At 60.1% G+C, this 25707-nt stretch carries 28 protein-coding genes and 1 tRNA gene; 13 read left to right on the plus strand and 16 right to left on the minus strand.

The window, feature by feature from the left end; translation table 11 throughout:
* Window positions 1–49 precede the first annotated feature (49 nt).
* Window positions 50–811, plus strand: coding sequence for a M48 family metallopeptidase (locus P0D52_RS04810; RefSeq protein WP_394694301.1), 762 nt, complete (start codon window positions 50–52; stop codon window positions 809–811).
* Here the strand turns inward: P0D52_RS04810 and P0D52_RS04815 are convergent.
* Window positions 802–1215: a DUF6491 family protein gene (locus tag P0D52_RS04815; protein ID WP_394694302.1), complete on the minus strand. Its 414-nt coding sequence runs from the start codon at window positions 1213–1215 to the stop codon at window positions 802–804. The genes P0D52_RS04810 and P0D52_RS04815 overlap by 10 nt on opposite strands.
* Before the next feature lie 53 nt (window positions 1216–1268).
* Between P0D52_RS04815 and P0D52_RS04820 the strand changes: the two genes are divergently transcribed.
* From P0D52_RS04820 to P0D52_RS04830, 3 genes are all read left to right on the plus strand, one after another.
* Entirely contained in the window at window positions 1269–2348 is a 1080-nt protein-coding gene (locus tag P0D52_RS04820; RefSeq protein ID WP_394694303.1) for an NAD(P)/FAD-dependent oxidoreductase, read from the plus strand.
* Window positions 2349–2408: 60 nt separating this feature from the next.
* The gene (locus P0D52_RS04825; RefSeq protein ID WP_394694304.1) at window positions 2409–3224 is read left to right on the plus strand and encodes a hypothetical protein; all 816 of its coding nucleotides are present in this window, start codon (window positions 2409–2411) and stop codon (window positions 3222–3224) included.
* 94 nt (window positions 3225–3318) lie between these two features.
* Entirely contained in the window at window positions 3319–4464 is a 1146-nt protein-coding gene (locus tag P0D52_RS04830) for a DUF2336 domain-containing protein (RefSeq protein ID WP_394694305.1), read from the plus strand.
* Here P0D52_RS04830 and P0D52_RS04835 read toward each other — a convergent pair.
* The 4 genes from P0D52_RS04835 to P0D52_RS04850 all read right to left on the minus strand — a co-directional run bounded on the left by P0D52_RS04835 (window position 4440) and on the right by P0D52_RS04850 (window position 7305).
* A complete protein-coding gene (locus P0D52_RS04835; protein WP_394694306.1) occupies window positions 4440–4958 on the minus strand; it encodes an Hpt domain-containing protein in 519 nt (172 codons plus the stop codon). The two genes, P0D52_RS04830 and P0D52_RS04835, sit on opposite strands and share 25 nt — an antisense overlap.
* A 26-nt stretch (window positions 4959–4984) precedes the next feature.
* On the minus strand, window positions 4985–5356 hold the full coding sequence (locus P0D52_RS04840) for a hypothetical protein (protein ID WP_394694307.1): 372 nt from the start codon (window positions 5354–5356) through the stop codon (window positions 4985–4987).
* A 79-nt stretch (window positions 5357–5435) separates the two neighbouring features.
* A complete protein-coding gene (locus P0D52_RS04845; protein ID WP_394694308.1) occupies window positions 5436–6221 on the minus strand; it encodes an NAD kinase in 786 nt (261 codons plus the stop codon).
* A 28-nt stretch (window positions 6222–6249) separates the two neighbouring features.
* Window positions 6250–7305, minus strand: a complete 1056-nt coding sequence (locus P0D52_RS04850) for a DUF2336 domain-containing protein (RefSeq protein WP_394694309.1) — start codon at window positions 7303–7305, stop codon at window positions 6250–6252.
* 151 nt (window positions 7306–7456) lie between these two features.
* Here P0D52_RS04850 and P0D52_RS04855 point away from each other — a divergent pair, with 151 nt between their 5' ends.
* Window positions 7457–8227 (plus strand): class II aldolase/adducin family protein, encoded by a 771-nt coding sequence (locus P0D52_RS04855; RefSeq protein WP_394694310.1) that lies wholly within the window; start codon window positions 7457–7459, stop codon window positions 8225–8227.
* Between the two features lie 74 nt (window positions 8228–8301).
* Entirely contained in the window at window positions 8302–8988 is a 687-nt protein-coding gene (locus tag P0D52_RS04860; RefSeq protein ID WP_394694311.1) for a hypothetical protein, read from the plus strand.
* On the opposite strand, the gene P0D52_RS04865 is transcribed toward P0D52_RS04860, so the two are convergent.
* The gene (locus tag P0D52_RS04865; protein ID WP_394694312.1) at window positions 8985–9488 is read right to left on the minus strand and encodes a c-type cytochrome; all 504 of its coding nucleotides are present in this window, start codon (window positions 9486–9488) and stop codon (window positions 8985–8987) included. The genes P0D52_RS04860 and P0D52_RS04865 overlap by 4 nt on opposite strands.
* 146 nt (window positions 9489–9634) lie before the next feature.
* On the opposite strand from P0D52_RS04865, the gene P0D52_RS04870 reads away from it, so the two are divergent.
* From P0D52_RS04870 to P0D52_RS04885, 4 genes are all read left to right on the plus strand, one after another.
* Window positions 9635–10183, plus strand: coding sequence for a hypothetical protein (locus tag P0D52_RS04870; protein ID WP_394694313.1), 549 nt, complete (start codon window positions 9635–9637; stop codon window positions 10181–10183).
* An 11-nt stretch (window positions 10184–10194) separates the two neighbouring features.
* Window positions 10195–11499 carry an MFS transporter gene (locus P0D52_RS04875; protein ID WP_394694314.1) on the plus strand — a complete coding sequence of 435 codons (1305 nt, stop codon included), beginning with the start codon at window positions 10195–10197 and terminating at the stop codon, window positions 11497–11499.
* 66 nt (window positions 11500–11565) lie between these two features.
* Window positions 11566–11970, plus strand: a complete 405-nt coding sequence (locus P0D52_RS04880; protein WP_394694315.1) for a DUF1330 domain-containing protein — start codon at window positions 11566–11568, stop codon at window positions 11968–11970.
* Window positions 11967–13055, plus strand: coding sequence for a 2-hydroxychromene-2-carboxylate isomerase (locus tag P0D52_RS04885; RefSeq protein WP_394694316.1), 1089 nt, complete (start codon window positions 11967–11969; stop codon window positions 13053–13055). Before P0D52_RS04880 ends, P0D52_RS04885 begins: the two co-directional genes overlap by 4 nt.
* On the opposite strand, the gene P0D52_RS04890 is transcribed toward P0D52_RS04885, so the two are convergent.
* The 6 genes from P0D52_RS04890 to P0D52_RS04915 form a co-directional block, all read right to left on the minus strand.
* Window positions 13052–14245, minus strand: a complete 1194-nt coding sequence (locus P0D52_RS04890) for a HupE/UreJ family protein (RefSeq protein WP_394694317.1) — start codon at window positions 14243–14245, stop codon at window positions 13052–13054. The genes P0D52_RS04885 and P0D52_RS04890 overlap by 4 nt on opposite strands.
* Complete coding sequence (locus P0D52_RS04895; protein ID WP_394694318.1) at window positions 14242–15024, minus strand: SurA N-terminal domain-containing protein; 783 nt, start codon at window positions 15022–15024, stop codon at window positions 14242–14244. Before P0D52_RS04895 ends, P0D52_RS04890 begins: the two co-directional genes overlap by 4 nt.
* A complete protein-coding gene (locus tag P0D52_RS04900) occupies window positions 15021–17294 on the minus strand; it encodes a DUF3604 domain-containing protein (RefSeq protein WP_394694319.1) in 2274 nt (757 codons plus the stop codon). Before P0D52_RS04900 ends, P0D52_RS04895 begins: the two co-directional genes overlap by 4 nt.
* A 151-nt stretch (window positions 17295–17445) precedes the next feature.
* Complete coding sequence (locus tag P0D52_RS04905; RefSeq protein ID WP_394694320.1) at window positions 17446–18813, minus strand: hypothetical protein; 1368 nt, start codon at window positions 18811–18813, stop codon at window positions 17446–17448.
* A gap of 126 nt (window positions 18814–18939) precedes the next feature.
* A tRNA-Thr gene (locus tag P0D52_RS04910) sits at window positions 18940–19015 on the minus strand.
* Between the two features lie 58 nt (window positions 19016–19073).
* Window positions 19074–19478: a DUF1761 domain-containing protein gene (locus P0D52_RS04915; RefSeq protein ID WP_394694321.1), complete on the minus strand. Its 405-nt coding sequence runs from the start codon at window positions 19476–19478 to the stop codon at window positions 19074–19076.
* A 118-nt stretch (window positions 19479–19596) separates the two neighbouring features.
* Here P0D52_RS04915 and metG point away from each other — a divergent pair, with 118 nt between their 5' ends.
* Window positions 19597–21312, plus strand: coding sequence for a methionine--tRNA ligase (metG, locus tag P0D52_RS04920; RefSeq protein ID WP_394694322.1), 1716 nt, complete (start codon window positions 19597–19599; stop codon window positions 21310–21312).
* Window positions 21313–21802: 490 nt separating this feature from the next.
* Window positions 21803–22201 carry a hypothetical protein gene (locus P0D52_RS04925; RefSeq protein WP_394694323.1) on the plus strand — a complete coding sequence of 133 codons (399 nt, stop codon included), beginning with the start codon at window positions 21803–21805 and terminating at the stop codon, window positions 22199–22201.
* A 10-nt stretch (window positions 22202–22211) separates the two neighbouring features.
* Here the strand turns inward: P0D52_RS04925 and P0D52_RS04930 are convergent, their stop codons facing one another.
* The 3 genes from P0D52_RS04930 to P0D52_RS04940 all read right to left on the minus strand — a co-directional run bounded on the left by P0D52_RS04930 (window position 22212) and on the right by P0D52_RS04940 (window position 24458).
* Window positions 22212–22586 (minus strand): hypothetical protein, encoded by a 375-nt coding sequence (locus P0D52_RS04930; RefSeq protein ID WP_394694324.1) that lies wholly within the window; start codon window positions 22584–22586, stop codon window positions 22212–22214.
* Window positions 22587–22827: 241 nt separating this feature from the next.
* Window positions 22828–23553 (minus strand): ABC transporter permease, encoded by a 726-nt coding sequence (locus P0D52_RS04935; RefSeq protein ID WP_394694325.1) that lies wholly within the window; start codon window positions 23551–23553, stop codon window positions 22828–22830.
* Complete coding sequence (locus tag P0D52_RS04940; protein WP_394694326.1) at window positions 23550–24458, minus strand: ATP-binding cassette domain-containing protein; 909 nt, start codon at window positions 24456–24458, stop codon at window positions 23550–23552. The genes P0D52_RS04935 and P0D52_RS04940 overlap by 4 nt, the downstream gene beginning before the upstream one ends.
* A gap of 489 nt (window positions 24459–24947) precedes the next feature.
* Between P0D52_RS04940 and P0D52_RS04945 the strand changes: the two genes are divergently transcribed.
* Window positions 24948–25142: a hypothetical protein gene (locus P0D52_RS04945; protein WP_394694327.1), complete on the plus strand. Its 195-nt coding sequence runs from the start codon at window positions 24948–24950 to the stop codon at window positions 25140–25142.
* Window positions 25143–25282: 140 nt separating this feature from the next.
* Here the strand turns inward: P0D52_RS04945 and P0D52_RS04950 are convergent, their stop codons facing one another.
* Window positions 25283–25543, minus strand: a complete 261-nt coding sequence (locus tag P0D52_RS04950) for a GlsB/YeaQ/YmgE family stress response membrane protein (RefSeq protein WP_394694328.1) — start codon at window positions 25541–25543, stop codon at window positions 25283–25285.
* Window positions 25544–25707 lie beyond the last annotated feature (164 nt).

A 25707-nucleotide genomic window follows, 5' to 3' on the forward strand; every position in this document is an offset into this window, starting at 1 on the left:
CAGAATAGCAGCCGTTCAGGGGGACAACATGAAAATTCAAAAAATTTCTATGAGCCGACGGGATATCCTGATGGGGCTGGCCGCTGGCACGATCCTGCCCGTTGCCGGTTGCGCCCAGAATGACGCGCTTGGCCGCAGTCAGCTTCAACTGGTTTCCGAAAACCAGATCATGACGCTCTCGCAGCAAGCCTGGCAAGACGCATTGCAACGTGAGCGCATCCTGCGCGACCCGGGCTATAATCGCCGTTTGCAGCGCGTTGGTTCCAATATGGTCAGCGCGACCGGCATGTCGCACCTCGACTGGGAGTTCGTGGTGATCGATTCCGATCAGGTGAATGCCTGGGTGCTGCCGAACGGCAAAGTCGCTTTTTATCGCGGCATTCTCGATATTATGGAAGAGGACGGCCATATCGGTACCGTGATGGGGCATGAAATGGGCCATGTCGCGGCGCGCCATTCTGCCGAACGGGCCAGTCAGCAACGCGCCAGCCAGATCGGATTGCAGATCGCCGGCGCGCTCCTTCAACAGCAGGGCGTCGATTTCAATGATGAAATGGCGGGGGCTCTCGGTGTTGGTGTCACGTATGGCATTATCAGGCCGTATTCGCGCCAACATGAATTTGAGGCGGACCGGCTGGGCGTGGATTACATGGTGTCAGCGGGATATGCGCCGCATCATGCCACGGATTTCTGGCTGGCAATGTCAACACTGCATCAGGATTCCGGCTTTGATTTCATGTCAACGCATCCGTCGGATGAAGCCCGGCTGGACGCCATGCGGGCCCATATTGCCGCGCGTGGCTATTCCTGATTTTCCGTTTGCGCTTCCAATTGAGCGCGGGCTTCGATCAGGGCGCGGGCGGCATCAACGCTATCAACTTCCTCGACCGTGTCGATGGCACAGCGAAAGCCGTTATCCGGTGTGATAAACTCAACAATCGGGGGGCACAGGGTCGCGTTTTCGCCGAATGATGTCGCCAATTGCACACCGAAATTCAGATCAGGGCAGCTGTGCCGCAGCGTTGCGAGATAGTGACGGCTGGCGCCGCCGCGAAAGACCACGTGCTCGCGGTCAATCACGCTATATCCGTTGATGTGAACCATCCGGACGCAACGTGGCGCGTCCTCGTCCGTATCGCCATGATGATCGATTGCCATGGCAGGTGCGACCATGGATGCACACACAGCCAGAGATGCGATAGTCAGGTATTTCATCTGGTCCTCCTTCGGATCGACAGACTACTCCTGCGGACATGAAGCCGAGCTGAATGGAATTCAAGTCAAAACCCCGTGTTCACGTCGCCGTTGTCGGTGGCGGTATAGCCGGTCTGGCCTGTGCCAAAGCACTTCTGGCGCGCGGGGCCTCAGTCACGGTCTATGAAGCGCGGGCGGCCGGGAAAGGTGCGCTCTGGGCATCAGGTGGCATGCTGGCGGGTGGTTTTGAGTGCGCCGAATCCGATGCATCGCCCGCTTTTGTTTCAATGGCCAAACGCGGCATGGCGCTTTGGTCTGACTGGGCAAAAGACCTTGGCGAAAAGGAGATAGGTTTCAGGGTGGGTGGCGTCATCTCGCCCGCCGCCGGCAAAGCTGATCTGGACTGGCTGGAGGCCATGGCAGACCGCGCAGCGGCAATGGGCATTGCCTGCCACGACACTGTCGATCTCCCCGAAGATCTTGCAGTCAGGAGCGCTGTGTGTTTTCCGGATGATGGCGAACTGGACAATCGTCTGCTCGGGCCGCGTCTCGCTGCCTATGTCCGGAACGCCGGTGGCATCATTCATGAGCGTCAGCCCGTATCGGACATTTCTTGTGGTGAAGGGGGTGTGCGCATCAATCACCAGTGCTTCGATGCGGCGATTATCGCAACGGGCGCGGCTGGCCACCCCCTGACGGATTTGGAGCCGCTTTTGAACCAGATTCGTCCGGTCAAAGGCCAGCTGCTGGCGTTAAGCGGGGAGGCCGCCCGGTTGAGCTACTGTTTGAGGGCGCGGAATATCTATGTCTCACAAAAGCTGGATGGCCGGTTTGTGATTGGCGCGAGTAGTGAGCCCGGGCAAAGCGATACGCAAGTTGATCAATTGGTGATCGATGAATTACGCCGCCGTGCCGAAGCCTATCTGCCTATGTTGGCCGGGCTTGGCGTTATCGAGACCTGGGCCGGCGTCCGGCCCGGCACAGCAGATGGCGTGCCGATACTGGGCGACGGCACGCACCCGGGTATTTTCCTTGCGCTGGGGCTTTACCGCAATGGCGTGCTTCTGGCTCCGGCGGTGGCGGAGATGTTGGCCGATGCGGTGCTGTCCGGCCGGCCCGTACCAGCCGAATTTTCGGCCCGTCGTTTCCAATAGCGTTAACGTCAAGTTAGCGGCTGAGGCCAAGACTGGGGCCATGCAATCTGAGTCGGCCCGATGAGTACAATTTCCCCACCGGGTGAAGCCACCCACGCCCTGATCGCCCGCGCATCCCGAGAGACGGGCGCGAATTTCGATTTCATGGTGCGTACGGCGGCGCGCGAAAGCAATTTCGATCCCAATGCGCGGGCCACCACATCATCGGCTGCGGGCATGTACCAGTTTCTGGACCAGACATGGCTGGCGATGATGAGCCGTCATGGCGGTGAACATGGTCTTGCCCGTGAAGCCAGCTTGATCGAGCAGTCGGAAACCGGCCGCTACACAGTCTCGGATCCGGCGGAACGACAACGTATTCTCGATATGCGCTTTGATGCCGGTATTGCGGCGCGGATGGCGGGGGAACTCGCCGCAGAGAATGCCTCCATCCTTGAATCCCGTATCGGGCGGCAGCCAACATCGGGTGAGCTTTACGCCGCGCACTTCCTCGGTGCGGGCGGTGCATCCGAATTGATCAATGCGGCAAACGAAACACCGACAGCGCGCGCCGACCGGTTGTTTCCGGCGGCTGCGGCCGCGAACCGGAATGTTTTCTATGATGGCGGACAAGCGCGAAGTGTACGCGATGTGCTGGCCGGGCTGACACGCGAAGAGGCGGTCTCGGTACCCTCGCGGACGGAAATGCCATCTGGTGATGCCGAGGTGGTCTCGCCGCTGCGCTTTCAATCACCGACGTCGGATCAGGGCGTTGCCTTCATGTCCCGGCGGATTGGTCTGGCTCAAGGCGGTGGGACTTTATCGCCTGCGGTTGTTGCCATTCTGGCTTCTCTGGAGCCGCCAGGCGGACGAAATGACCGCGAACCCAACTCGTGAACGGCGCGTCTAAGGATTCGTTAACGCGAGAGTCGGAGCCTGTATTCAAGGACGAATCGCCATGGGGCGATTCTCGAGCAACAGGATCACGCCAATGAGCATCGTAGCGATGCGTTCGCGCTTGACCGACGAAGACATTCGCCGCCTCGTCAAAGGTGAAAACGCTGAAGATCGGGCGATGGCCGCCCGGAAGATTTGCCAGCGGATCGATACGCCGGAATTAACAGCCGAGGAGCGCGCTGCCGCGAATGCGATCATAGGCATGATTGCCGAAGATAGCGCGACGCTGGTCCGGCGCTCGCTGGCCGTGACCCTTCGGCAGTCGCCGCATCTTCCCAAAGACGTTGCCATGAAACTGGCCATGGACATTGAATCCATTGCCGTCCCCGTCATTGCCGGGAGCCCGGTTTTTGACGATGCCGAATTGATCGAATTGATCCGCACGCAACCCGCAGCAAAACTCTCAGCGATTGCCGCGCGGCAGAGCGTTTCGAAGCCCGTGGTCATGTCGCTGATCGATTATGCCGACGAAGCCGCGATGGGCATCGCAGCTGCCAATGACGGTGCCGAATTTGATGACGAGGCTTTTGATAAAACCATCGCCCGGTTTGCCGAGTCCCGTTCCGTCATGGATTCCTTCGTGTCGCGCTCGGTGCTGCCGATCAGCTTCACCGAGAAAATCATTGCACGTGTCAGTGATGATGCTTTGCAGCGTCTGGTTCGCCGTCATGCCCTGCCGCCGCAAATTGCCGTGGATATCGCCGAAGGCGCGCGGGAACGCGCGACGATTGATCTGGTGGACCAGGCCGGTGTTGCGCCGGACATGCCGCGTTTCATCGAGCAGATGCAATCTGCTGGCCGCCTGACACCGTCGCTGATTTTGCGCGGCCTGTTGCGTGGGCATGTGGAGTTTTTCGAGCATGCTGTGGCCCGCTTGGCCGGGATTCCCCACTCAAAGGCATGGTTGTTGATTCATGATGCCGGTCCGTTAGGCCTGAAAGCGGTCTTCGAGCGGACGGGATTGCCGCCCCGCTTGCTGCCCGCGGTCCGTTCAGCGATCGATACGCTTCATTCTATCGAAATGGGGCCGGGCGAAGCTGGCCGGATACTGTTCCGCCGCCGCCTGGTCGAGCGGTCGCTGACCCAGTTTCAGGGTGTTCCCGAAGAAGACCTGGAATATATCCTGTCGCGTCTGGATCAGGATGAAAGCGACGATCAGCCAGCGCGTGCCATAGGTTGATCTTCAAACTCGGCGACCAGTTCAAGAACTTGCGTTTCCAGCTCTATCGCCAATGCGCGGCCGACCGGATTCTTTTCGTCGCGAATATCCTGACGTAGGGCGGCGCGGATCGCTCCAGTATGGGCCAGGGCGAGTTTTGCCGGCGCAATAGCGCGTTTTTCTTCTGACTCGATCAGCTTCGAGAGTGAGCCGGCCATGCGGGTGATGATCGGAAATTTGTAAGTCGTTCCCATACCGCGCAGATCGTGGGCCCGGGAAAACAGCTCGAGACCGGCTTCGCCCTCAAGCCCTTCGGTCATCACGCGTTTTGCCGCAGCTTCCAGCTTCTGTACTTCCGTCTCCAGCCAGTCGGCGAACACCTCTTTCATGTCATCCAGTGCGGCTTCGGCGCGGGCAATAGCCGCTTCATCAATCGGGCCGACCCGACCGCCTACTTTCACACGCAGCATGTTTGGCGGCGTGATCATCTCGATGGGTTGTTCTTTTTTTGACATCAGGGTTTTTCCTCAAAGCCGTAAGTTTAAAGAGCCATCGCGGACGGCTGCCGAGCGGTGCTGTCAGATACGGATGCCATCAGGCATTGTTCCAGATCCTGCATCCGGAATGGCTTGTATAAATCCCGAACAGATCCATCCGAAGCATTTCCCGAGAGCGAAATTATAGGCAAATCAGGTGATATCGTTCTGAGCGCTGCGATCAGGTCGTCATCGGTTGCAAGCGCGACTTCGACGTTTTGCACGGCCAGAACTGTTTCAGCTTCACCAACTGTGCTGACGGTCACGACAGCTGTGCAGCCCATGGCATTCAGGCTCGATTGAAGCGCTTGCTGAAGCGGGCGCGATTGGCTGTAAATCAGAACCGTCATTCCCAGACCGCCGGAAACCTGTTGCATCACTACCATCCTCGTTCCGCATCTCATTGGCGGATTGAGACATTTCCTATCAGATGATGCTTAACGACGGCCTAAGCGGTCAGGCCTGGAATTGTTCTATGAGGATGCGCTCCCCCAGGGCGCGGCCTTCGTCGAACAACATGTGCAGGCTGACATCCGCCGCTTCCTCGATATCGACCGATACCACGTCGCGGAATTCTTGGTTGTCCGCGACGGCGGAGACAGGCCGCTTTTCCGGGCTGAGGACGTCAAAGCGGACTTTGCTGCCGTGGCTCAGAAGTGCGCCGCGCCAACGGCGGGGGCGAAAGGCGCTGATCGGCGTCAAAGCCAGCGTTCGCGACCCGAGCGGGAGTATCGGGCCATGGGCAGAGGCATTATAGGCGGTCGAGCCGGCCGGCGTGGATACCATGACGCCGTCTGCGGCAAGCTCAGCCAATCTGACACGGCCATCGACCGAAATCTGTATCTTCGCGGTCTGGCGAGTTTCGCGCAGCAGCGAGACTTCATTGATGGCCAAGGCCGAAAATGACTGGCCGTTGATGTCGGTTCCTGTTGCTCTTAACGGATGGATGGATGTTTTCTCCGAGCGGCGCAGATGGCCGATGAGGTCGCTCTCGGCGGGATCATTCATCAGGAAGCCAACTGACCCGTAATTGATCCCATAGACCGGGATTCCATAATTCATTACGGCGTGGAGTGCTTCCAGCATCATGCCGTCGCCGCCTATCGCGACAAGTATCTCCGCGTCCTTGACTGGGACATTGCCGTAGCGCTCCTGGAGGCGCTGACAAACCTCCTGAGCATCCGGCCGCTTGCTGGCCACAAAGCTCAGCGAGGGCGAATCTGACAAGGCAAGAGCATTCACACCGGTCTCCTTGATCGGGCCGGATTATTCAAACCTGTGCTGCCAGACGGCGCAAGGCGTCATGCGCGCTGCCAGGGGTGAATTTCTGAAAGACGTTGGCGGCATTTACCATGGCATCGGATGGAAGGTTTTCCTGGATTCGCCCGGCTTTCTGCATACCGCGGACGACCGACGGAAAGAGTGACGTGTCTATCCGTGCGGCCCTGCAAGCGAGCGCGGTTGCGCGCATGCTCGACATACCCAGAGCCGCGCGCCATTGATCCACGGTCAACCCGCACAGGTCAGCTATGGCAAAATCGAACAAAAGGCTCTTCCCGTCCGTCAGTGCCCTGACGGCGACGGTCCCGTTCAATTCTCCCGCCGCAGCCATGCGCTCGACGAGTTTTCTCGCCTCGGCTTCCGTATCTTCGACGATAGGGGAAATTTCAGCATTTATGCCGATCTCATCGAGCTGTCCCTGCTCAAGATCGAAGTGTTGTTCGACCTGTTGGCGGACGCTGTTGGAAATCTGAGCCGTCAATCGTTCCACGAAAACCGGCGGTATATCGTCCCGCTCCAGCAAAAGACGCGATACGTCCTCGTTCTCGAGTGCGCTCTCGATACAGATGGCCATCGTTGAATCGGAAATCCGCGCTGTCGTATTACGGATCAGACGTTCGATGACGGAGGCTTCTGATCGACGGGCCACGGCGTCACAGACGGCCATGCCGATATGGCATCTGCCTGCAATCAGCTTTCGATGTTCCTCGGAAGCCGTTTCGGCGAGTTCGACGAGGTCTTCGGCTTCAAGAACGAGGCTCTTTTCAATGATGGCTTTGGCGACGCCTGGTGCATCAAACGCCAGATAGCGAACGATACCGCGTGGCGCCCACTCGCAATCGGCGAGGCGGGAGGCCATTTGTATGCGCACGGCTTCTTCCACCTTGTGGGCCAGGGACAGGAGAATGTCATTGGCCAGAGGCTGAGTGCGATTTGTGAGCGGCTTGGCAACGCAGATATCCGTGACACCGAGGGCCAGCGCAGCGCGGCTTTGCGGGTCGCGGACGCGGGCCAGTTGGGTCAAGGCTGATGCGATATTGCTCATAACGTCGCCAGAATTACCGGTGCTTATAAAAGCCTGAGTCTTCAATGGATTCCAGTTCTGGTTTATCCGGCGTTAAATTTGACCCTCATGTCTGTGATTGACGGCGGGCCGATGCCGTTCAATCTTGTCAGGAGAATTACGGGAGGCCGGTATGGACGATCAATCAACACCAAGCGTCAGGGATCAGGTGGGCGAGGATGAATGGAAAGCGCGTTGCGATCTGGCCGCGCTCTACCGGCTTGTTCGCATGCATGGCTGGGATGATCTGTTTTTCACCCACATTTCCATGCGCGTTCCCGGGCCGGACGAGCATTTTCTGCTTAATCCGTTCGGCTTGCTTTACGAAGATGTGACGGCGTCCAATCTGGTGAAGGTGGATCTGGAGGGCAATGTCCTGCCGCCGTCGACCTTTGGTATCAATCCGGCCGGCTTTACCATTCACTCGGCCATTCATGCCGCGCGTCCCGACGTCAAAGTCGCGCTGCATCTTCATACTGATCAGGGCGTCGCCGTGTCCGCGCAAAAGCGCGGGCTGTTGCCGATTTCCCAAACGGCCATGACCATCATGAATGATGTGTCCTACCACGATTATGAGGGCATTGCGCTGATCGAAGACGAGAAAGCGCGGCTGGTTGCTGACCTCGGGGAAAAGAACCTGATGATCCTGCGCAATCACGGAACCCTATCTGTGGGTGCAAACCCGTTTCAGGCCTATTTAAGGATTTTCAATCTGGAACGGGCGTGTAACATGCAGATCATGGCGCAATCCGGCGGGGCCGAACTGATCGAATGGGACCAAGCGAAGCAGGATCTGGTTTTTTCTCAAGCGAACGAAGGCGTGACCAACGAATTTTTCGCCGAAATCGCCTGGGCCGCCTTGCGCACACGGGTCGATCGGGAATCGCCTGGCTACGATCAGTAGCCGTCCTTTTTTGCCTATCGGCGGCTTCGCCAGCCCATAGCGGCGCCTGGGTTCAGGACAAGGGCCATGGGATCATGATTTCGGGACTGCTGTTGTCTGAGGCCAGCAGCAGCCTTGACCGGGATGGCAATCGCGCGTCCGGCCTGTATTTTTCAAAATATGAGACGTCATTTTACGCTGAATATGGCTTGAGCGAACGCCTGACGTTGGTTCTGCAACTCGCCGGGCAGCGCGTCAGCCAGGACAATAACGGCATCACCGATACTGCCGAGGGACTAGCGGCCAGCCGCGCGGGCATTCAGGTGCATGCATTCGATGTGGGGCGCTGGGTTTTCTCCGGTCAAGCCGCTGCGGTGATCCCCGGCGGCGGCGAGAATGTCGCCGATCGGCCGCTGGGGGACGGTGCGAACGGGCTCGAATTCCGAGCGCTGGCCGGCCGATCAATCGCGACAAACGGGTTTCTGGATTTACAATTGGCGCGGACCTGGCGCGAGCATGACTATCCGGCCGAGACGCGTTTCGATACGACGCTGGGCTGGCGCATTCGCGAGCAATATCTGCTCCTTGCGCAATCATTCTATATCACGGCAGACCCGGATATTGCCCGTACGGGGCGCGAATTCTCGCAGCACAAAGTCCAGCTTTCTGTCGGGCGCCGGATTCGCGGACGTCAGATCATGGTCGGAGCCTTCACCACCGTTTCCGGGCGCAATGCGATTGATGAATCGGGTGTTCTGGTAAGTTGGTGGCGGCGCTTCTAGTCCGCGGCTGAATACCCGGTTTCGTGCATCAGATAGGCGATCACGTTGCGCCGGTCCTCTTCTTCCCGCAAGCCGACAAAGGACATGCGATTGCCGGGCAGAAATTCGCGCGGATTGGCCAGCCATCCGTCGAGCTGTTCGGGCGTCCAGACAAAGTCGGCGTTTTCCAGCGTCATGGAGTAGTCAAAGCCGTCGACTGTTCCGGCGGTACTGCCAAAAATGCCATGCAGATTGGGGCCGGCGCGATTGCCACCTTCTGCGGCGACGGTGTGACAGGAGCCGCACCGGCGAAACAGCCGGCGGCCGGTGTCGTAGTCAGCTTCCGAATAGGGGGCTGGCAGGTAGGACAGATCCACGGTCTGGACTTCAACGGCTGAACCGGAGGATGAGGATCCCGAGTCCGTGTTCGAGGTTCCGCTTGAACTGGAATCGTCAGGGCCAGATCCACCGCTACAGCCTGCCAGCAATCCGGTTGCAGCAATCAGAACTATCCAGCGCATGGCATCGACTCCGTTTGACAATCTGACCGGAAAGTAACGGATATTTTCAGCAAATCCAGCGGGGCGTCCGGGAAATATTGCTGGTCGCTGCGGGATATTGGCGGCGACCGTTATGAGGGTTAGACTGACCTGACAAGGAGACCGTCATGATCCTGCTGCTCGCTCTGCTTCAATCCGCTTTGCCCCCGGCCACATCTCAAACCGAAGAGACGACGCGTACCGACCGCTTCGAGTTCGAGTGGAGCTGGTCCAGCGAAAGCAACTCCGAAGAGGAGACCCGTTCGGAGTTCGCCCGCGCCAATGAGGACCGGCCAGCCCGGGCATCGGGCTGGGTGGAAACGTCTCCGGGTGTCTATGAGGTTCGCGCGCCCGCGCCTGCGCCTGTGGACTCCGCGGACTCGGGGGACGATGACTGGAGCCTCGGCGATTTTGATTTCCGGCAGAGTGCGAGCGCGGACGAAGAATCTTCCAGACGATATGACCGCCTTTCGACCGGGCGGCAGGAATACGGAAATTGCACGCCGGAGGAATACCGCCAGCGCCGGGCTGCGGCTGATGCGCTTGGCGCGGATCGGACGGGGTGCGAAATAGATACAGACGCCGCCCGCGAAGCCGCGCAGGAGGCCGAAGCCGAAAGTGATACGCCGCGCTGGAACGGGCGCGTCCAGCTTGCCCCGGAAGCCCCCGAAGACTAACTCCCTTCGCCATGGCTGACTCATCTACCTCCGACTGGCTCCGGCCAGCCTTTCAGGCTGTTGCGATTGATGATGAGGGGCGCGCCTGCCGCGATATCCCCGAAAGCGCCTGTCATCAGGAGGCCGGAAACTTCTTCCGGCATGTCGGTTCGCTCTCGCTCACCAAGATTGCTGACGGGTTGATCGACCCGAAACTTGTCCTCAGCTGGCTGATGCTGGCGCTGGGCGCGCCGGCGGCGATGGTGGGCTTGCTGGTGCCGATCCGTGAGGCGGGTGCGCTGCTGCCACAGCTGTTCACGGCGGGCGCACTCCGGCGGTTGAGCAAACGCAAATGGGCCTGGTCAATTGGCTCGGCAGTGCAGGGGGCTGCCGCGCTGGTCATTGCGCTCATAGCGCTGTTCCTGGAAGGGCAGGCGGCGGGCTTTGCCATTCTCGCCGCACTGGCCGTGCTCGCCCTTGCGCGCAGTGTCTGCTCGGTCTGCTACAAGGACGTGCTCGGCAAGACGGTCGATAAATCGCGGCGCGGCACGGCGACCGGGCTAGCGGGATCCATCGCGTCCGGCGGCGTCATCGTGTTCGCGGCATTGCTGGCGTCGGGCCTTGTCGACCGGTTCCAGCTCGTGGTGATCGCTATCATTCTGGCCGGGGCGGCATGGATGCTGGCCGCCGCCTTGTTTTCCACCCTGAAGGAAGCGCCCGGTGCCACCGAGGGTGGCAAGGCCGCCTTTGTCGCTGCGATGGAAAATCTTGTCTGGCTGAAAGACGATGCGCAGTTGCGGCGCTTCATTCTGGTGCGGTCGCTGCTCACGGCAACGGCACTCGCCCCGCCCTTCATGATCGCCGCCGCCTCGGGTGCGCAGGACATTCTGCCGCTGGGTGCGCTGGTGCTTGCCTCTGCACTGGCCGGCCTGCTCAGCGCCTATGTCTGGGGGCGTTTATCCGACCGGTCGAGCCGCAAAGTGCTGGTCTATGCCGGGTTGACCGGCGGGCTCGCTCTGGCGATCAGCGCCGCCTTGGGTCTGACGGGGCTGCTGCACCCGCTCTATGCGCTGCCGGCGATGATTTTCATCATCATGATTGCCTATCAGGGCGTGCGGCTGGGGCGCTCGACCCATCTGACCGATATGGCGACGGCCGAGACCCGCGCGGCCTATACGGCGCTCTCCAACACGATTGTCGGAATCGTTATTTTGGCCGGCGGATTCTTCAGTGTGCTGGCCGCCTTTGCAGGCGTCATCGCCGTCTTGTTTCTGATGTCCGGCATGGCCGTTCTGGCGGCCATTCTGGCGCTTGGGCTGGATGAGGTTCAGGCCTGAACAACGCTTTTGGTTGACGAACGCTCTGCCATTGGGCCTCCTGCGGTTAAAGTGGAGGGATCATTCATGAAAAACGCTGTTGAACCGGAAGAGGCCCAGTTGAAAGCGTTCCTGGAACTGGGCGATGCACCAGTCTCCATGCTGAACCTGCTCAAATTCCGGAAAACGGCGGCCTATCCGGACGGGCGCGAAGCGGACATCTCCGGCAAGGAGGCGTATTTTCGCTATGCTGTCCCGATGACCAAGCTGGTGCTGGATGCCGGCGGCACGCTGGACTTTTCCGGCGACGCTCTTCCGCTGCTGATCGGTGAGCTGGACGAGGCGTGGGATATGGTGGCGATCATGACCTATCCTTCGCCCAAGACGCTGGCCGAGATCAGCCTGACGCCGGAATTCCAGGAGATCGCCGTTCATCGCAAGGCCGGTCTTGAGGGCCAGCTCCTCATACCCTGCCGGATGCCTTCGGCGTGAGCGCGCGAACGATCGCCACACAATTGATCACGAGCCGCCGTATCCGCGCGGCGGTGAGGGGGTGGCATGCGGGAAAGCGCGCGCTGACAGGGCAGTCGCGGACCTTGCTCGTTTTTCTGGAGCCGGGGGAGCCGTATTCCGAATTGCTGGCCGATGTGCTGCCCGCTTTTGCGGAGCATTACGGGCTGGAACTGAAAGCACTGACCGTGCCGCCGCCGGAGAAATCTGCGGCTCCCGAGCCGGAGAAGCTAGCCGCCTATTCAAAGCGCGATGCCGCGAGCTTGCGCGCGGCCTATGGCATCGCAGCGGCGGACGTCCGGCTCATCCCGGAAGGGGACCCTGTCGCAAATGCCGCCTTGCGAAAGAAGCTCGGCCATTATGGCAGCGGCATGATCTGGTTCGAGGGTGAGTGGTATTGGGGCATTGATCGCCTGCATCATCTTGAGCGACGTCTGGGCGCGCATGAACGCGCGTTGCGCTTTCCCCCGCGGATCGAGCCGACCCGCGCGACGGGCGGATCGTTCGATATGTATTTTTCCTTGCGCAGCCCCTACAGCTATCTGGCGATGATGCGCGCGCCGGATTTGGCGCGGCTGTGGCAGGCTGATCTGGTCCTGAAGCCGATCCTGCCGATGGTGATGCGATCCTTGCCCGTGCCGTCGGAGAAGCGCCTCTACATCGTCCGCGATTGCAAGCGGGAAGCGGAACGGCAGGGCATCCCTTTCGGCAAGATTGAAGACCCGGTGGGCGCGGGCGTGGAGCGTGGTCTCGCCATTTTGCATCACGCCATTCCGGACGGGAAAGGCGTTGATTTTGCGCAGAGCTTCCATCGGGGCGTCTGGGCCGAAGGTCTGAATGCCGCAACCGATAAAGGCTTGCGGATCATGGTTGAGCGCGCCGGTCTGGACTGGGCGTATGCGCAGGCCGCGATTAGCGACGAAAGCTGGCGCGAGGCGGTGGAAGCCAACCGGCAGGAGATGTTCGGTCTGGGCCTGTGGGGGGTGCCGTCTTTCCGCGTCGGCGATCAATCCACTTTCGGACAGGACCGACTGTGGCAGGCCGGTGAATGGCTGGACGAAAGCTAGGCGCCGAAAGCGCGGCCGATAAACCAGAAGGTTCCGACGCCCGCCAGCGCGGCAATCATCATGGAGCGGCCCCAGTAAAGCGCGCGTTCCGGGGCAAACAGCCTTAATCCGGCGAGCAAGGCCAGAACCGTCACCACGATGGCGATCTGCCCCAGCTCTACGCCGACATTGAAGCTGAACAGGGAGGGCAGAAGCTGGCCTTCGGCGATGTCGATCTCCAGGAGGATACCAGCAAATCCGACACCGTGGACCAGCCCGAAACCGCCGCTGAGGAGAGGCGCAGCCAGTTCGACACGGCCGCCCTGTCCCAGCCAGTTATAATAAAACACCGTCAGAATGATGAGGCCGAGCCAGACCGGCCAGGCCAGCAATCCGCCTACGAGGGCGGATAAGGCAGCCAGCGCCAGCAATACGCCTGCACCGCCCCAACCGGCCTGACGGAATTCGGATGGTTTCGAGAAGGCGGCTTCAGCCGCGATAAAGAGAATGGAAAATCCGATCAGGGATTCAATCGCGGCTCCCGGCGGTGATACCCAGCCGAGCACCGCCAGCGCCAGCGTGACAGAGTGGCCCAGGGTGAAGCCCAACGTCACCATGGTCAGGCGTTTCCAGCCCGTCACGATCAGCATCAGCCCCAGCACAAAGGCGACATGGTCCGGCCCGCCAAGGATATGTTCAAAGCCCAGAACCAGAAAACCGGTCCAGCCCGCCGGGCCGGCATGGCCATCGTTTGAAAAGTCTGCCGTCGTCTGTCCGCGGGCCAGAATACGTTCCTGAACGCCGTCTTCGGTCTGAAGCCTGATGAAATGGACATGGTTGGCCGAAAGCGGCGAGAAAACCTGTACGTCTATCTCGAGTGGTCCGGCTTCCGGGCACTCCCAATTGCCCCGGCCTTCCAGCCGGCCATCCGCGCGCAAATGAACCATGGGCGGGCTGTTCAGCGTGCACGCCGAGGGGCCCCGGCTGACGCGCAGACCATCTATCAGGCGTTGCTGATAAACCGCTTCGAGGCTCGTCCCGACTTCTGACAGGGAAAGAAAAAGGGTGGCTTGCCGCGCATCCAGAAATATCTGCCCCGTAACTCCTGTCTCGGTCTCGATCCACACGGAATTGGAGCGGCTGCGCTCATGGGCTTGCGCGGTGCTGGGGGCGAACACCAGTAAAAACAGGCTGAGGATCAGGCGCATCATTCGTCGGCGAAGGGCTGGATCTGGATATCCGCCTGACGTCTCAGGTCCGCGATATAGGATTCGAGCGCGGCCTCGGCGGCCTGTTCCTGCCAGAGCGCTTCAACGCGGTCGCGATGATCGTCGAAATCGGGCTGCCCTGCCCGCTGAAACCCGATCACGGAAATCCAGTGATACCGGCCGTTATTCTCAACCGGGCCGATGGTTTGCCCATCTTCAAGGTCGAGCATGGCGGCTGTCAGGTCTTCGCCCAGATAGCGTCTCAGATCGGTCGGGGTCAGCATGCGGTTAGGCGGATGCGCGGCCGGCCGGGTGCGCGCACCCTCGGCGCTTGCCGCCGATTCCCAGCGAATGCGATAGCGGTTCTCGGCCACAAAATACTCCGGGCTGTCTTCAAACAGGGCTCTCAATTCCGCTTCGCTGGGCGTGGAATCGACGCTGGTCTGCGCCAGATCAATCATGGTCATCACAATGGTGCGCCGCACGGTCGAGGCATTGCGCGGCAGATCCAGCGCCATCGCCTGCTGGAACAGCAATTCCTCATCGATGAGGCGATCCAGTGCCCGCCGGGCCGATTCCTCGGGCAGGGCATTGCGGCTGTCTCGCGCCATGGCCTCCAGCGCAATCTCGACATCTTCAACCGGGATAGCCTCACCATTGACGATTGCGGCGGCAGTTTCGCCGCGGTTGAGGCCGCTATCGCCGGTCCATAGCACACTCGTCAGAACCATCGCACCGCCGGCTAGCGCACCGGCTGCCAACGCCCATTTCGGCAGCGTCATTCAGCATCCTCGACGATTGCGGGCGGCTGCAAATGAGTCAGATAAATGGGCGAAGACCAAGCGCGATGTTCGACATCGGCAATGCACTCTTCTTCCATATCCGTGCGGTAGTCGCCGTAACAGGGATTGACCTCGATGCACTGGCCATTCTCGTCATAGGTGCAGCGAAGATTATTGCCGTTGACCTGACCGGACGGCTCCTGAATGGCGCGTACATAATAGAGCGCATCGCGGCCACCCGACGCGAAATCCGGGTCCGTAAACTCGACTTCGCAGCCTTCGCCCAGATCATTACAGGGCAGGGTGCGCCAAACGTCCTCGATCAGATTATCGACCGGCTCACCCTCGAAAACTTGCGGGCGGATGCGCACGACTTCAATGCGGGTGATGTGGTAGCGCTCATTGCCGGGATTATAGCATTCGCCGCGGCAAAGCTGTTGCAGACGGTCGGGCGTCAAACCCCGGACAGAATAATCGGGACAACCTTCATTCTGGCGCAGAGAGCCCGCGGCCCGGACCCTGAAGACCGGATTGTCCACGAGCTCGGCCTCTGCGCCCATACCGGCCAGGCTAACGCCGTTTTCATCCACCAGATCGAACCACAGGAGCTGACGCAGTCCGGATGTCGCGTAGACCTGCCGGTTTTGCAGCGCATTCCAGACGCCGTCGCGGGAGCGCTCGCTCACATGGGCAGCGACCAGTCCGCCGGACGTGAAGAAGCTTGCCTGCCGCTCGACTTCAGTCATCTGGAAGCCGGCATTGGCGATCAGATCCTCGCGGGTAATGCGCAAGGATTGAGCGGGCGCACTTGCATCGGGCGGAATAATCCGCTCGGCAACATTCTGGCTTTCGGCGCCGCCGGCATCAGACATGTAGTGACGCCCGAAAGGCTTGTAGCCCGTGCCCGGGCGCGCCGTGTGGGTGTCGGATGAGCCGATGAAGCCCCAGCGGAACCGGTATTCCTCTCCGTCTTCATCAAAATTGGTCAGGGCCAGTCCGTATTGCACGCTGGTCAGCGGATTAAGATTGAAGGCCGGCAGGAAACAGTCGCGGCACTGGCCAGCGTCCAGCCAGTCCTCAATGCTTTCGCCTTGAATGGTCAGATGTCCCGCCAGACCAACAAAAGCAGCATTTTCGCGGGCTTCAAACGCCCGATCCGCACAAACCTCGTCGGAGAGACCTTCTGCGAGACAGCGACGTTCGATGATCGTACCGGCCTGCCAGCAGGACGGGAGGTAATTGTCGCTCGGTTCCGGACAAACGGGATTACCCATATCTCCGGCGATGCGTCGCCATGGACGGTATTCCTCCGAATTTCCATGCCCCGAAAACACTTCGATCAGGCGCATGAGCTCCGGTCGCTCTTCAGGTTCCAGCTGCTTGTCCCAACTTGTTCCGGGCGGCGTGTAGAACCCCCAGGCGCTACCGTGCGGAATAATTAATGGGTTAAGGCCCTGGCTTTCCAGTCGTTCGACCAATTGGCCGGGTGTCGCCGCGATCTCATAGCACTCAGACGGGAGTTCGCCCGATGGCGTATTTTCATCGCAGAGCGGCACATCGCGGACATCCTGCACGAAGCGGCCGAAATCATAGTAATTCTGGCGGTTGGCCAGATCGAGAAAAGCGATTTCAGGCGGCAACATGGCCTGCGCATTGTCGCGCAGAGCGCGAACGGTCACGCCCGCCGCTGCGATGGGCCGCGCGGCTATCTCAGCCGGGTCGAGGGTGCGGAAGATAACATTCTTGTGGCCGTAGTGGTCTTCAGGCAAAGCGCCGACCTGGGTCCATTCAAAACCAACAAACGGAATAACATCCGGAATGCCGTCAGCATCGGATCTCGCCGCACATTGCTGGACGGAATCAATAATTTGCGACCAACGTGTCGGGGTGAGCGCTTCCGCGTGATCGGTTGCGGCCCAGAAATCGAGGGCCGAACAATAGCGGGCGAAATCGCAGGCATCGGCTATGGGGTTGGCGCCTTCTCCGCGCAATAGTGGCAGGGCCCAGACAAAGGCATCGGTCGAGAATGTCGAGTGGACGTGCAAATCGCCAAACAGGATTTCCGTATCGTCTGATTCACCGAGCGCTTCTGCCGCGGCCTGGATACGCGCGATGCGATCCTCGATGGCTTCCTGCGGGATGGCGTCGCCGGTAATTTCGCCGGGACCGCGGGGTTGCCCGTACCAGCCCTGCATCACGCCGGTCACGTAAAGACCGATGGCCAGAGCGATTGCAACGACAATAGCGCTGCCGATCAGAATATAACGCATGAACACTCCCCCTTGAGGATGGGAGCCTATACGTGACCGGCCTTGGACCAAAACAATAATTGCCTGCTTTGATCTTTTTTGTTTGCGCGATGCGTCAAAGAAAAACGCCGCCGGGAGTATCCCGGCGGCGCTTGCTAGTCAGCGATCACGACTAGCGCGAATAGAGCTCTGAAATAGAGAGCGTAGCGTTCGCCGTGGATCGGCCATAGGTGCCGACCCAGATGTCATACTGACCGCTGATCGGTGCCATGCGGAGCAAGGGATTGAGTCCTTCATTTCCGCTATCATCATCGCAATGCCAATTGCCATTGGGATCATTGATCACAAGCGTCGTATCGGCATTGGACCCCACCGAGAAATAGAGCTCGGGGAAAGAACCACCCTGGAACATCAGGCGGACGTCCGGTGCGTCGGCGACAAATCCGGCGCACTGGCCACCGCTCCAGTCAGATGCACTGTTTTGGCCCCCGGCCACTACCCGTACTTCAAACGGATCCGGCGTGAAGCCGGACCGCAGTGTGTAGGTGCCGTAGGCTGGCGGCAGGGAATAGTCCGGGCCGGAAGCGGGACGAGGCGGCGGCGCTGTGACCGGCGCGCTGCCGTAAGGCAGTTCTGAAATGGCCAAAGTGGCTGGTGCGGTGTTCGGGCCGTATGTGCCAACCCAGATGTCATACTGACCGCTGATCGGCGTCAATTCGATCAATGGGTTGAGCCCATTACCGCTATCATCATCACACCACCAGGTGCCGTTCGGATCATTGACGATCAGCGTGGTGTCGGCATTCGACAGCGCCGAGAAATTGATCCGGTTAAATGAACCGCCGGTAAAGTTGATACGGATATCCGGTGCGGAGGCGGCATAGCCCCGACACTGATTATTCGTCATCGAGCTGACATCACTATTGCCGCCCGCAACGACCTGGAAGGTTTGCGGATCAGGCAGGAAGCCCGAGCGCAGATTATACGTGCCGTAAGTCGGGTTCAGATTGTAGTTCGGTCCGGAAACCGGAGCCGGCATGACTGGTGCGGGTTGCCGCACCGGTGCACTGCCATAGGGCAGCTCTGAAATCGCCAGCGTTGCCTGTGCAGTGCTCGGGCTATAGGTGCCGACCCAGATGTCATACTGACCGCTGATCGGTGTCAGCTCGATCAACGGGTTGAGACCATTGCCGCTGTCATCATCACACCACCAGGTGCCATTCGGATCATTGACGATCAGCGTGGTGTCGGCACTGGAGAGCGCCGAGAAATTGATACGGTCAAACGAACCGCCAGAGAAATTGATGCGAACGTCCGGTGCCTCTGCGGCATAGCCGCGACACTGGCCGCCTGTGGCTGCAGCGACATTATTCGGCCCACCGGCAACAACATTGATGGTCTGGGGGTCAGGCAAAAAGCCGGACCGGAGATTATAGGTCCCGTAGGTCGGGTTCAGATTATAGTTCTGAGCTTGGGTCGGTGCGGTCAAAAACGCCACCGACAAAAGTGCTGCGCCGAGCGCAACATGATGTTTCTGCATAGATTTTTCCCCGAAGGTTATAATTCACTTGCGAGGCGACTATGAACTCAAATTCATAATTAGCAACGGAATTAGGATTTTTCTCGCTGCGGCGCGAGAAAATGCGATGGAATGATGCAAGGAAAATGGTGCCGGCTGAGGGACTCGAACCCCCGACCCCCTGATTACAAATCAGGTGCTCTACCAGCTGAGCTAAGCCGGCCCCGGCGACGCTTATAGCGCAGCGATGCCCGCCTGCAAGCGGGCATCGCTGAAATGCGTCAGAAGAAGCTGATAATGGCCCCGGCCAGCAGATATGCGGTCAGCTGGTTGCCGAAGTGGATCAATGTCAGTTCCAGTTTTTGCTTTTCGTAGATATGCGCCAGCAGCGCCGTGGTCGCCGAAAAGAACAGCCAGACGAGGAAGGCGGTCTTCACGGAGGCCAGCAGGCCTTCCGCGCCTTTCCAGTTCAGGACCAGCGACAGGCCGATCGCGGCAACGAGCGAATTGGTCAGGCCCTTGGCCATCATGACCGGCACGTTGACGTCGCCCATCTTCTCGGGCGTGAAGCCATTGAGCGCCATCCAGCGCTTGCCGAAAAGCGGTCCGTACCAGACAAATCCCACGACCATGAAGCCGAGCGTTGCCAGTAAAACTGCGATGATATTGATTCCGAAAATGTCCATGCTCTTTTCTCCCCAGTCTTTCGCGCGTATGTCTCGCGCTGGAATCGGGCCCGCCCCGATCAGGGGCGCGCTGCAGGCGAAAACCCTAAGCACAAATTGAAATTGAGGCGAAGCAAAAATGGCCCGGTATCTGATCACAAGCGCGCTACCCTATATCAACGGGGTGAAGCATCTGGGCAATCTCGCCGGATCGATGCTGCCGGCGGACGTCTATGCGCGCTTCCAGCGCCTGCGCGGCCATGAGGTCCTGTATATCTGCGCCACCGATGAGCATGGCACGCCCGCCGAGCTGGCGGCAGCGTCGGAAGGCATGGATGTGAGCGCCTATTGCGACAAGGAGCACGACATCCAGCGCAAGGCGGGCGAGGGATTTGCGCTCAGCTATGATCATTTCGGGCGCACCTCGAATGAACCGAGCTATCGCCTGACCCAGCATTTTGCCGGCGTTCTGGAAGACAAGGGCCTGATCGAGGAGCGCACGGACAGCCAGGTCTATTCGGTGGATGATGCCCGCTTTCTGCCCGACCGCTATGTGGAGGGCATTTGCCCGCATTGCGACTTCGAGCGCGCGCGCGGCGACCAGTGCGATAATTGCGGGCGTCTTCTGGAGCCAACGGATCTGAAGGAACCCTATTCGAAGATTTCCGGGTCCAAGAATATCGAGGTCCGGGAGACAAGGCATTTGTATCTGCTGCAAACGAAGATGGAGCCGAAGCTGCGCGCCTGGGTCGATAACGCGGCGGACAAATGGCCGTCTCTGGCGGTGTCGATTGCCAATAAATGGCTGGAAGAGGGGCTGCGCGATCGCTCGATCACGCGCGATCTGTCCTGGGGTGTGCCGGTGGCGCGCGACGGCGTGGTGCGCGAGGGCTTTGAAAACAAGGTTTTCTATGTCTGGTTTGATGCGCCCATCGGCTATATCGGCGCGACCGAGGAATGGGCGCAGGCCAATGGCGGCGACTGGGAGAGCTGGTGGCGCACCGACAAGGGCGCAGGCGATGTGACTTATGTCCAGTTCATGGGCAAGGACAATGTGGCTTTCCACACCGTCAGCTTTCCGGCCACGATTCTGGGTTCGGAAGAACCGTGGAAGACGGTGGACCGGCTGAAGGCGTTCAACTGGCTCAACTGGTATGGCGGCAAGTTCTCGACCTCGGAAAAGCGCGGCGTTTTCATGGATACGGCGCTGGAATTGCTGCCGGCGGATTACTGGCGCTGGTATCTGACGGCGAATGCGCCGGAAGGCTCGGACACGCAATTTACCTGGGAGCATTTCCAGGGATCGGTGAACAAGGATCTCGCCGATGTGCTGGGCAATTTCATCAACCGGATCTTGCGTTTCACCAAGTCGCGCTTTGACGGACAGGTTCCCGCGGGCGGTGAGATCGGCGAGCACGAAGCGTGGCTGGCGCGCGAGGTGGATGAGCGCCTGGCCGCGATTGCGCACAATTACGAGGCGATGCGCTTTCGTCTGGCGGCAGCGGAAACGCGCGCGCTGTGGGCGGCGGGCAATGAATATCTGACCCGCGCCGAACCGTGGACGCATTTCAAGACCGACCCGGCCCGCGCGGCCGTGGGCGTGCGCACGGCGCTGAATCTGGCGGCCCTGATGGGCATTGTGGCCCAGCCGATCATCCCCCATTCGGCGAAGATCATTCTGGATTGTCTCGGCGTGCCGGAGGGCAATCGCAGCTGGCCGAACGCGCCCGCTGCGGACCTGCTGGATGTCCTGCCGCACGGGCTCGCCGTGACGCCGCCGGATGTCCTGTTCGCCAAGATTGATGACGACACGGTGGCGGAATGGACGCAGCGCTTTGGCGGCGAGGGACGCTAATCCCGGTTCCGGTGCGGCCCGTAGCGCCGCGTGGATAGGTTTGCGGGGATAGCGGTTTTCGTCTTCTACTACGATTTTCGCGGCAAATCCGGTCTGTGACGGGCGCAAAGCCCTGTCAGGCAAGGCGTTGCCGGTCAACGGCATGCCTCCGGTGAGTCTCCGATCTGTCTCCAGTTCATCTCCGGTTTTCTCCAGTTTTCTCCGACAGTCTCCGACTGTTTTGCGGGGACAGGTCCGCCCGCGAGGCGCGCAGAGCCACGCTGGGCTGGCGGTGAGTGTATGCGGAGGCAGGCTGGCGCGGATAAGGCGGGGAAGGCGGTGACACGCCGCCCAGCTACACGGCCCGGGCGAAAAGCGAGGACACAACCGATTTCTCGTGCAAGCCGCCGCATACTGAGGCAAGCCAATTGGTGTGTGTCCCGGGTTTCTTACGGACCGAAAATATTCAATAGGCTTGACGGGCGCGCTGCTGATTACGCGAGGCACTTTCATGAAGGTTGCTAGAGTTTTATTGGGTTTCGCAATTTCTCTCGCCCTGGCCAGCTGCAGCGGAAATGCGCGCCGAGCAACTGGAGAGCCCTTGGTTGTGTGCGAATCTTCCGCCAACCGTTTGCTCACTCTACAATTCATGGGACGCTTGCGCGATCGCCTGCAGGAAGACGGAATCGAACACGAACTCTATGGGTCACTTGTTCCAGGTTCCGTTGAACCGGCGTGGATGGTGGTGCGATTTGAATTGGGTATGATGACGATTTCACTTGATCATGATGGCGGCGCTGCGAATTTCTACAGGTATAATGATAGTCAACTTTCTGACCCTGATGTCTTCCTTGAATTTGCAAGAGGGATATTGGACGAGAGTTTTGATTGTGAATCAAATCGATCCTAGAACTCTAGAGTTATAGGCGTTCAATTCGGAATTTGACCAGAGCGAGATCGAGCATGATCTCAATTCGACCGGTGATGATATCACCTATGGCTTCAGCTATACGCCGACGAACCAGATCGCGACGCGCGAGCGCAGCAATCCCAACACCAGTGTTGCCCTGAATATGGACTTTGCCCATGCGGGCTATTCCGCCGGCGTGATCGAGCATTGTGTGGACGGGCTGAACCGCTTTACCGGCCTGCCGGGATGGCTTGCTGCTGGAATCGTGGGGCTCGCGACCTTGGAGGAGCATGCTCAGTACCGGATTTACGATCACTATTTGCGCCAGTATGGTCGTCGGATGCGCGATCATTGTGGGGTGAAAACATGAAAGCCCGAATACCAAGATTCGTGGCCTATATCTTCCTAGTCGCCGCGATAATTGCCCTGCCAACGCCGGTGATTATGCGGTGGCTTGGCTATCTGGATGATTTTAGCGGCGTGGAGATACCAGTTTCCTTCGGCTTGATGTTCCTGTTCCTCGGGATTTCGGCTGGGGCGCACTTGCTTGCGTCCCGCGCGAAGGATGCCTAGGTGCCTAAAAGCAGATCACCGGCGAGGACGGGACCGCGCCGCTTCGCGCCCCGCTAATCCCAGTCCCGGCGGCTGAGCCAGAGGATCATGGCGGCAAGGGCCACAAGGCCGCCCATGCCGCCAATGGTGATGGCCAGAAAGGCGCGCTCCGGTTCGCTGGCCAGCACATTCACCGGCATCAGCCAGGGAAAGACCAGCCCCCATTGCGAGGAGGTGGCGGCGACCGCCACAAAAGTGCCGCCAATGCCCACCGAGACCGGCAGGGCGAAGCTGGCAAAGCGCAAGGCGATGGCCAGCTGGAACGCCGTGACGAGCAGGCTCGCCACCCACATTTTCGCAAGGATGGAGGCCACCTGCCCATAGGGCGGGACGCCTTCGAGCGCTTCGGCGGGCACCATCCAGCCGCCCACATGGCCGGAGGCGAATATGGCGAGGCCCACCAGCAGGCTGGTTGCGGCCATCAGGGCAAAGGCGATCAGCCCCTTGGACAGGAAGATCTGCCAGCGCGGCGTGCCGGTGGCGAGGATGTGCGACCAGACGCCGGTTGAATGCTCAAGTTGGGCGAGGAGGGCGGTGAGGCCCGTCGCCGTCATCGGCAGGAGAAAATAGGCCCAGATCGCCGTGCCGGATATCGTTGTGCGCGGCCAGTCGCCGGCGCCATTGCCGGAGATGATCACCAGCACGCCCAGCACCGCCATCATCACCGGCGGGACGGCCATGACCAGCAGGACCAGCGAGCCGCGCAGCTTGATCAGGTCTGCGATCATCACGCCGGTCATGCGTGTCCTCCTGTCAGGGAGAGGAAGATATCCTCCAGCGCAGGCGGGCGGATGGCCAGTCCGGTGACGGCCAACCCGGCCTCGACCAGTTGCCGGTTGATGGCAGCGGCCTCAGCCTCATTGACGCCGGGCAGGACCAGACCGGTGCCGGATATGTCCACCTCCGGCCAGTGAGCGGCCAGCAGGGCCCGGCCTCTGTCGGGATCATCGAGCCGGATTTCCAGCCGGTGCGGGGCGGTGCGGACGAGATCGGTCAATGTGCCCTGAAACAGCAGGCGGCCCTGATTCATCACGCCGACATGGCTGGCCATCTGTTCGACCTCGCCGAGCATGTGGCTGGAGACCAGGATCGTCGTGCCAAAGCGCGCCGGAGCATCGGCGATCAATTGCCGGATTTCGCGTATGCCCGCCGGATCCAGCCCGTTGGTGGGCTCATCCAGGATGAGCAGGTCCGGCTCGCCCAGAAGGGCGCGGGCAATGCCCAGCCTCTGGCGCATGCCGAGGGAATATTCGCCCGCCTTGCGGCCCGCATCCTTGGCCAGATCGACAATGTCGAGCACGCGGTCGATATCGGTCTTGCCGATGCCGCGCATATGACAGGTCACGGCCAGATTCTGGCGGCCCGTCAGATTGAGATAGAGCGCCGGGGTTTCGACGATGGAGCCGACGCGGGCGAGGGCTGCGCGGCGGTTTGAAGCGAGATCATGCCCGGCAATCCGGATGCTCCCGGCATCGCGGCGGATGAGGCCCAGAAGCATGCGGATGGTGGTAGTCTTGCCGGCGCCATTGGGTCCCAGAAAGCCGAAAATCTGACCGCGTTCGACCCGCAGGCCCAGATCCTCCACGGCGGTCAGATCGCCATAATGGCGGCTCAGATGTTCCGTCTCGATGATCGCCTCATGCATGGAACGAGTTTAAGCCGGACTCGCCCGTTTCCCGCAAGGGGGCGATCGGCCCCATTTTCGGGGCAGCGGGCCAGGGATCGGCGATATATTGTTTTAGCACAGTGAGACAATAGGGCGGGGATGGAGCGGGGGAGATGAGAGAGGGACAGGGAGAGGGAGAAAACGGATAGGGTGAGTGGATCTGGGGAGGCGCTGGTGAGACAAATGCGCCGGGAATGGAGTAGAGGGCGCACGCGACGGGAATACGGGTCTTCCACGCCCGGCCCGCTTTAAGGCTGGCGACGGCCCGCATCTCCCGCTAGGCTTCAATCATGCGTTGGGGACTTCATCTCATTTTGTTGGCAAGCGCAGTCCCGGCCGTTAAGCCAGATACACGTGTCAGTGACGGGCTTTATTTAAGTTTGAAGGGTGTCAACGACCGCTAATGTCATGATGAACAGGGTATTGTTACTGGCAATTATCGGCGCGCAAATCGCCGTGTTTTGCGTTATGATTGTCGCTGAAAGCCTGGCGGTGCAAATCCTGCTGGCCATCCTCTTTTTCGTGCTGATCGGTATTGGCGTGCGGATTCAGGGCGGGTTGACCCTGGGCGGGTGGATTCGCACGGCGGGATTCATCGTCATTTTTGGGTGGGTGGTTTTTGGCGGGCGGATAGCAGAACTACTGGATAACGCGGGATTTTAATTAGCGGAGAGGCCCCGCTGGCGCATTATGACGGCGCTTCGGCCTCAACCGGCACATTCGGCTGCGATGGTGGTTCTGCTATTATGTGAATGATTGCAGGTGGGGCGGCCCGTGACCGCCGCCCGGCCCGCTAGGAATTGTCAGGCGCGGCGCAACAATCTGACGACAAACAGGATGAGCACGGCACCGATCAGCGCCACAACGAATGTGCCGATAATTCCGCCGGGTACGACCACTCCGACAGCCCCCAGAAGCCAGCCGCCCACGAAGGCACCAACAACGCCGAGCAGCATGTCGCCAATCAGGCCGAACGGGCGGCCCTTCATGATCAGGCCGGCGACATAACCGGCGGCCAGACCGATGAGCAGGAATACAATCAGATTCGTCAGCTGCGGATCCATGGCGATTTCTCCATTGCTATGGTTGTGAAATCCGAGCCTATCTGAAAGCCGGCAAGATACCATTGGTATTCGTGGGCTGTCTCCCAGAGCGCCACGATGAGGGGGCCGCAGCCGTGCTGGTTGGCGTTATGGAAACTCGATAAGCGACGAGCCCCACACCCCCT

The sequence above is a fragment of the Hyphobacterium sp. genome, assembly GCF_043584775.1.
In the GTDB taxonomy this organism is placed as follows: Bacteria; Pseudomonadota; Alphaproteobacteria; order Caulobacterales; family Maricaulaceae; genus Hyphobacterium.

What these genes read in the sequence shown, in the direction of transcription:
- P0D52_RS04935 (WP_394694325.1), bottom strand. Translation starts at nt 23,553, where the DNA reads ATGACCGGCGTGATGATCGCAGACCTGATCAAGCTGCGCGGCTCGCTG.
- P0D52_RS04870 (WP_394694313.1), top strand. Translation starts at nt 9,635, where the DNA reads ATGATCCTGCTGCTCGCTCTGCTTCAATCCGCTTTGCCCCCGGCCACA.
- P0D52_RS04915 (WP_394694321.1), bottom strand. Translation starts at nt 19,478, where the DNA reads ATGGACATTTTCGGAATCAATATCATCGCAGTTTTACTGGCAACGCTC.
- P0D52_RS04835 (WP_394694306.1), bottom strand. Translation starts at nt 4,958, where the DNA reads ATGTCAAAAAAAGAACAACCCATCGAGATGATCACGCCGCCAAACATG.
- P0D52_RS04865 (WP_394694312.1), bottom strand. Translation starts at nt 9,488, where the DNA reads ATGCGCTGGATAGTTCTGATTGCTGCAACCGGATTGCTGGCAGGCTGT.
- P0D52_RS04890 (WP_394694317.1), bottom strand. Translation starts at nt 14,245, where the DNA reads ATGATGCGCCTGATCCTCAGCCTGTTTTTACTGGTGTTCGCCCCCAGC.
- P0D52_RS04825 (WP_394694304.1), top strand. Translation starts at nt 2,409, where the DNA reads ATGAGTACAATTTCCCCACCGGGTGAAGCCACCCACGCCCTGATCGCC.
- P0D52_RS04820 (WP_394694303.1), top strand. Translation starts at nt 1,269, where the DNA reads ATGGAATTCAAGTCAAAACCCCGTGTTCACGTCGCCGTTGTCGGTGGC.
- metG (WP_394694322.1), top strand. Translation starts at nt 19,597, where the DNA reads ATGGCCCGGTATCTGATCACAAGCGCGCTACCCTATATCAACGGGGTG.
- P0D52_RS04860 (WP_394694311.1), top strand. Translation starts at nt 8,302, where the DNA reads ATGATTTCGGGACTGCTGTTGTCTGAGGCCAGCAGCAGCCTTGACCGG.
- P0D52_RS04875 (WP_394694314.1), top strand. Translation starts at nt 10,195, where the DNA reads ATGGCTGACTCATCTACCTCCGACTGGCTCCGGCCAGCCTTTCAGGCT.
- P0D52_RS04950 (WP_394694328.1), bottom strand. Translation starts at nt 25,543, where the DNA reads ATGGATCCGCAGCTGACGAATCTGATTGTATTCCTGCTCATCGGTCTG.
- P0D52_RS04850 (WP_394694309.1), bottom strand. Translation starts at nt 7,305, where the DNA reads ATGAGCAATATCGCATCAGCCTTGACCCAACTGGCCCGCGTCCGCGAC.
- P0D52_RS04840 (WP_394694307.1), bottom strand. Translation starts at nt 5,356, where the DNA reads ATGCAACAGGTTTCCGGCGGTCTGGGAATGACGGTTCTGATTTACAGC.
- P0D52_RS04895 (WP_394694318.1), bottom strand. Translation starts at nt 15,024, where the DNA reads ATGACGCTGCCGAAATGGGCGTTGGCAGCCGGTGCGCTAGCCGGCGGT.
- P0D52_RS04810 (WP_394694301.1), top strand. Translation starts at nt 50, where the DNA reads ATGAGCCGACGGGATATCCTGATGGGGCTGGCCGCTGGCACGATCCTG.
- P0D52_RS04925 (WP_394694323.1), top strand. Translation starts at nt 21,803, where the DNA reads ATGAAGGTTGCTAGAGTTTTATTGGGTTTCGCAATTTCTCTCGCCCTG.
- P0D52_RS04945 (WP_394694327.1), top strand. Translation starts at nt 24,948, where the DNA reads ATGATTGTCGCTGAAAGCCTGGCGGTGCAAATCCTGCTGGCCATCCTC.
- P0D52_RS04880 (WP_394694315.1), top strand. Translation starts at nt 11,566, where the DNA reads ATGAAAAACGCTGTTGAACCGGAAGAGGCCCAGTTGAAAGCGTTCCTG.
- P0D52_RS04940 (WP_394694326.1), bottom strand. Translation starts at nt 24,458, where the DNA reads ATGCATGAGGCGATCATCGAGACGGAACATCTGAGCCGCCATTATGGC.
- P0D52_RS04900 (WP_394694319.1), bottom strand. Translation starts at nt 17,294, where the DNA reads ATGCGTTATATTCTGATCGGCAGCGCTATTGTCGTTGCAATCGCTCTG.
- P0D52_RS04815 (WP_394694302.1), bottom strand. Translation starts at nt 1,215, where the DNA reads ATGAAATACCTGACTATCGCATCTCTGGCTGTGTGTGCATCCATGGTC.
- P0D52_RS04905 (WP_394694320.1), bottom strand. Translation starts at nt 18,813, where the DNA reads ATGCAGAAACATCATGTTGCGCTCGGCGCAGCACTTTTGTCGGTGGCG.
- P0D52_RS04855 (WP_394694310.1), top strand. Translation starts at nt 7,457, where the DNA reads ATGGACGATCAATCAACACCAAGCGTCAGGGATCAGGTGGGCGAGGAT.
- P0D52_RS04830 (WP_394694305.1), top strand. Translation starts at nt 3,319, where the DNA reads ATGAGCATCGTAGCGATGCGTTCGCGCTTGACCGACGAAGACATTCGC.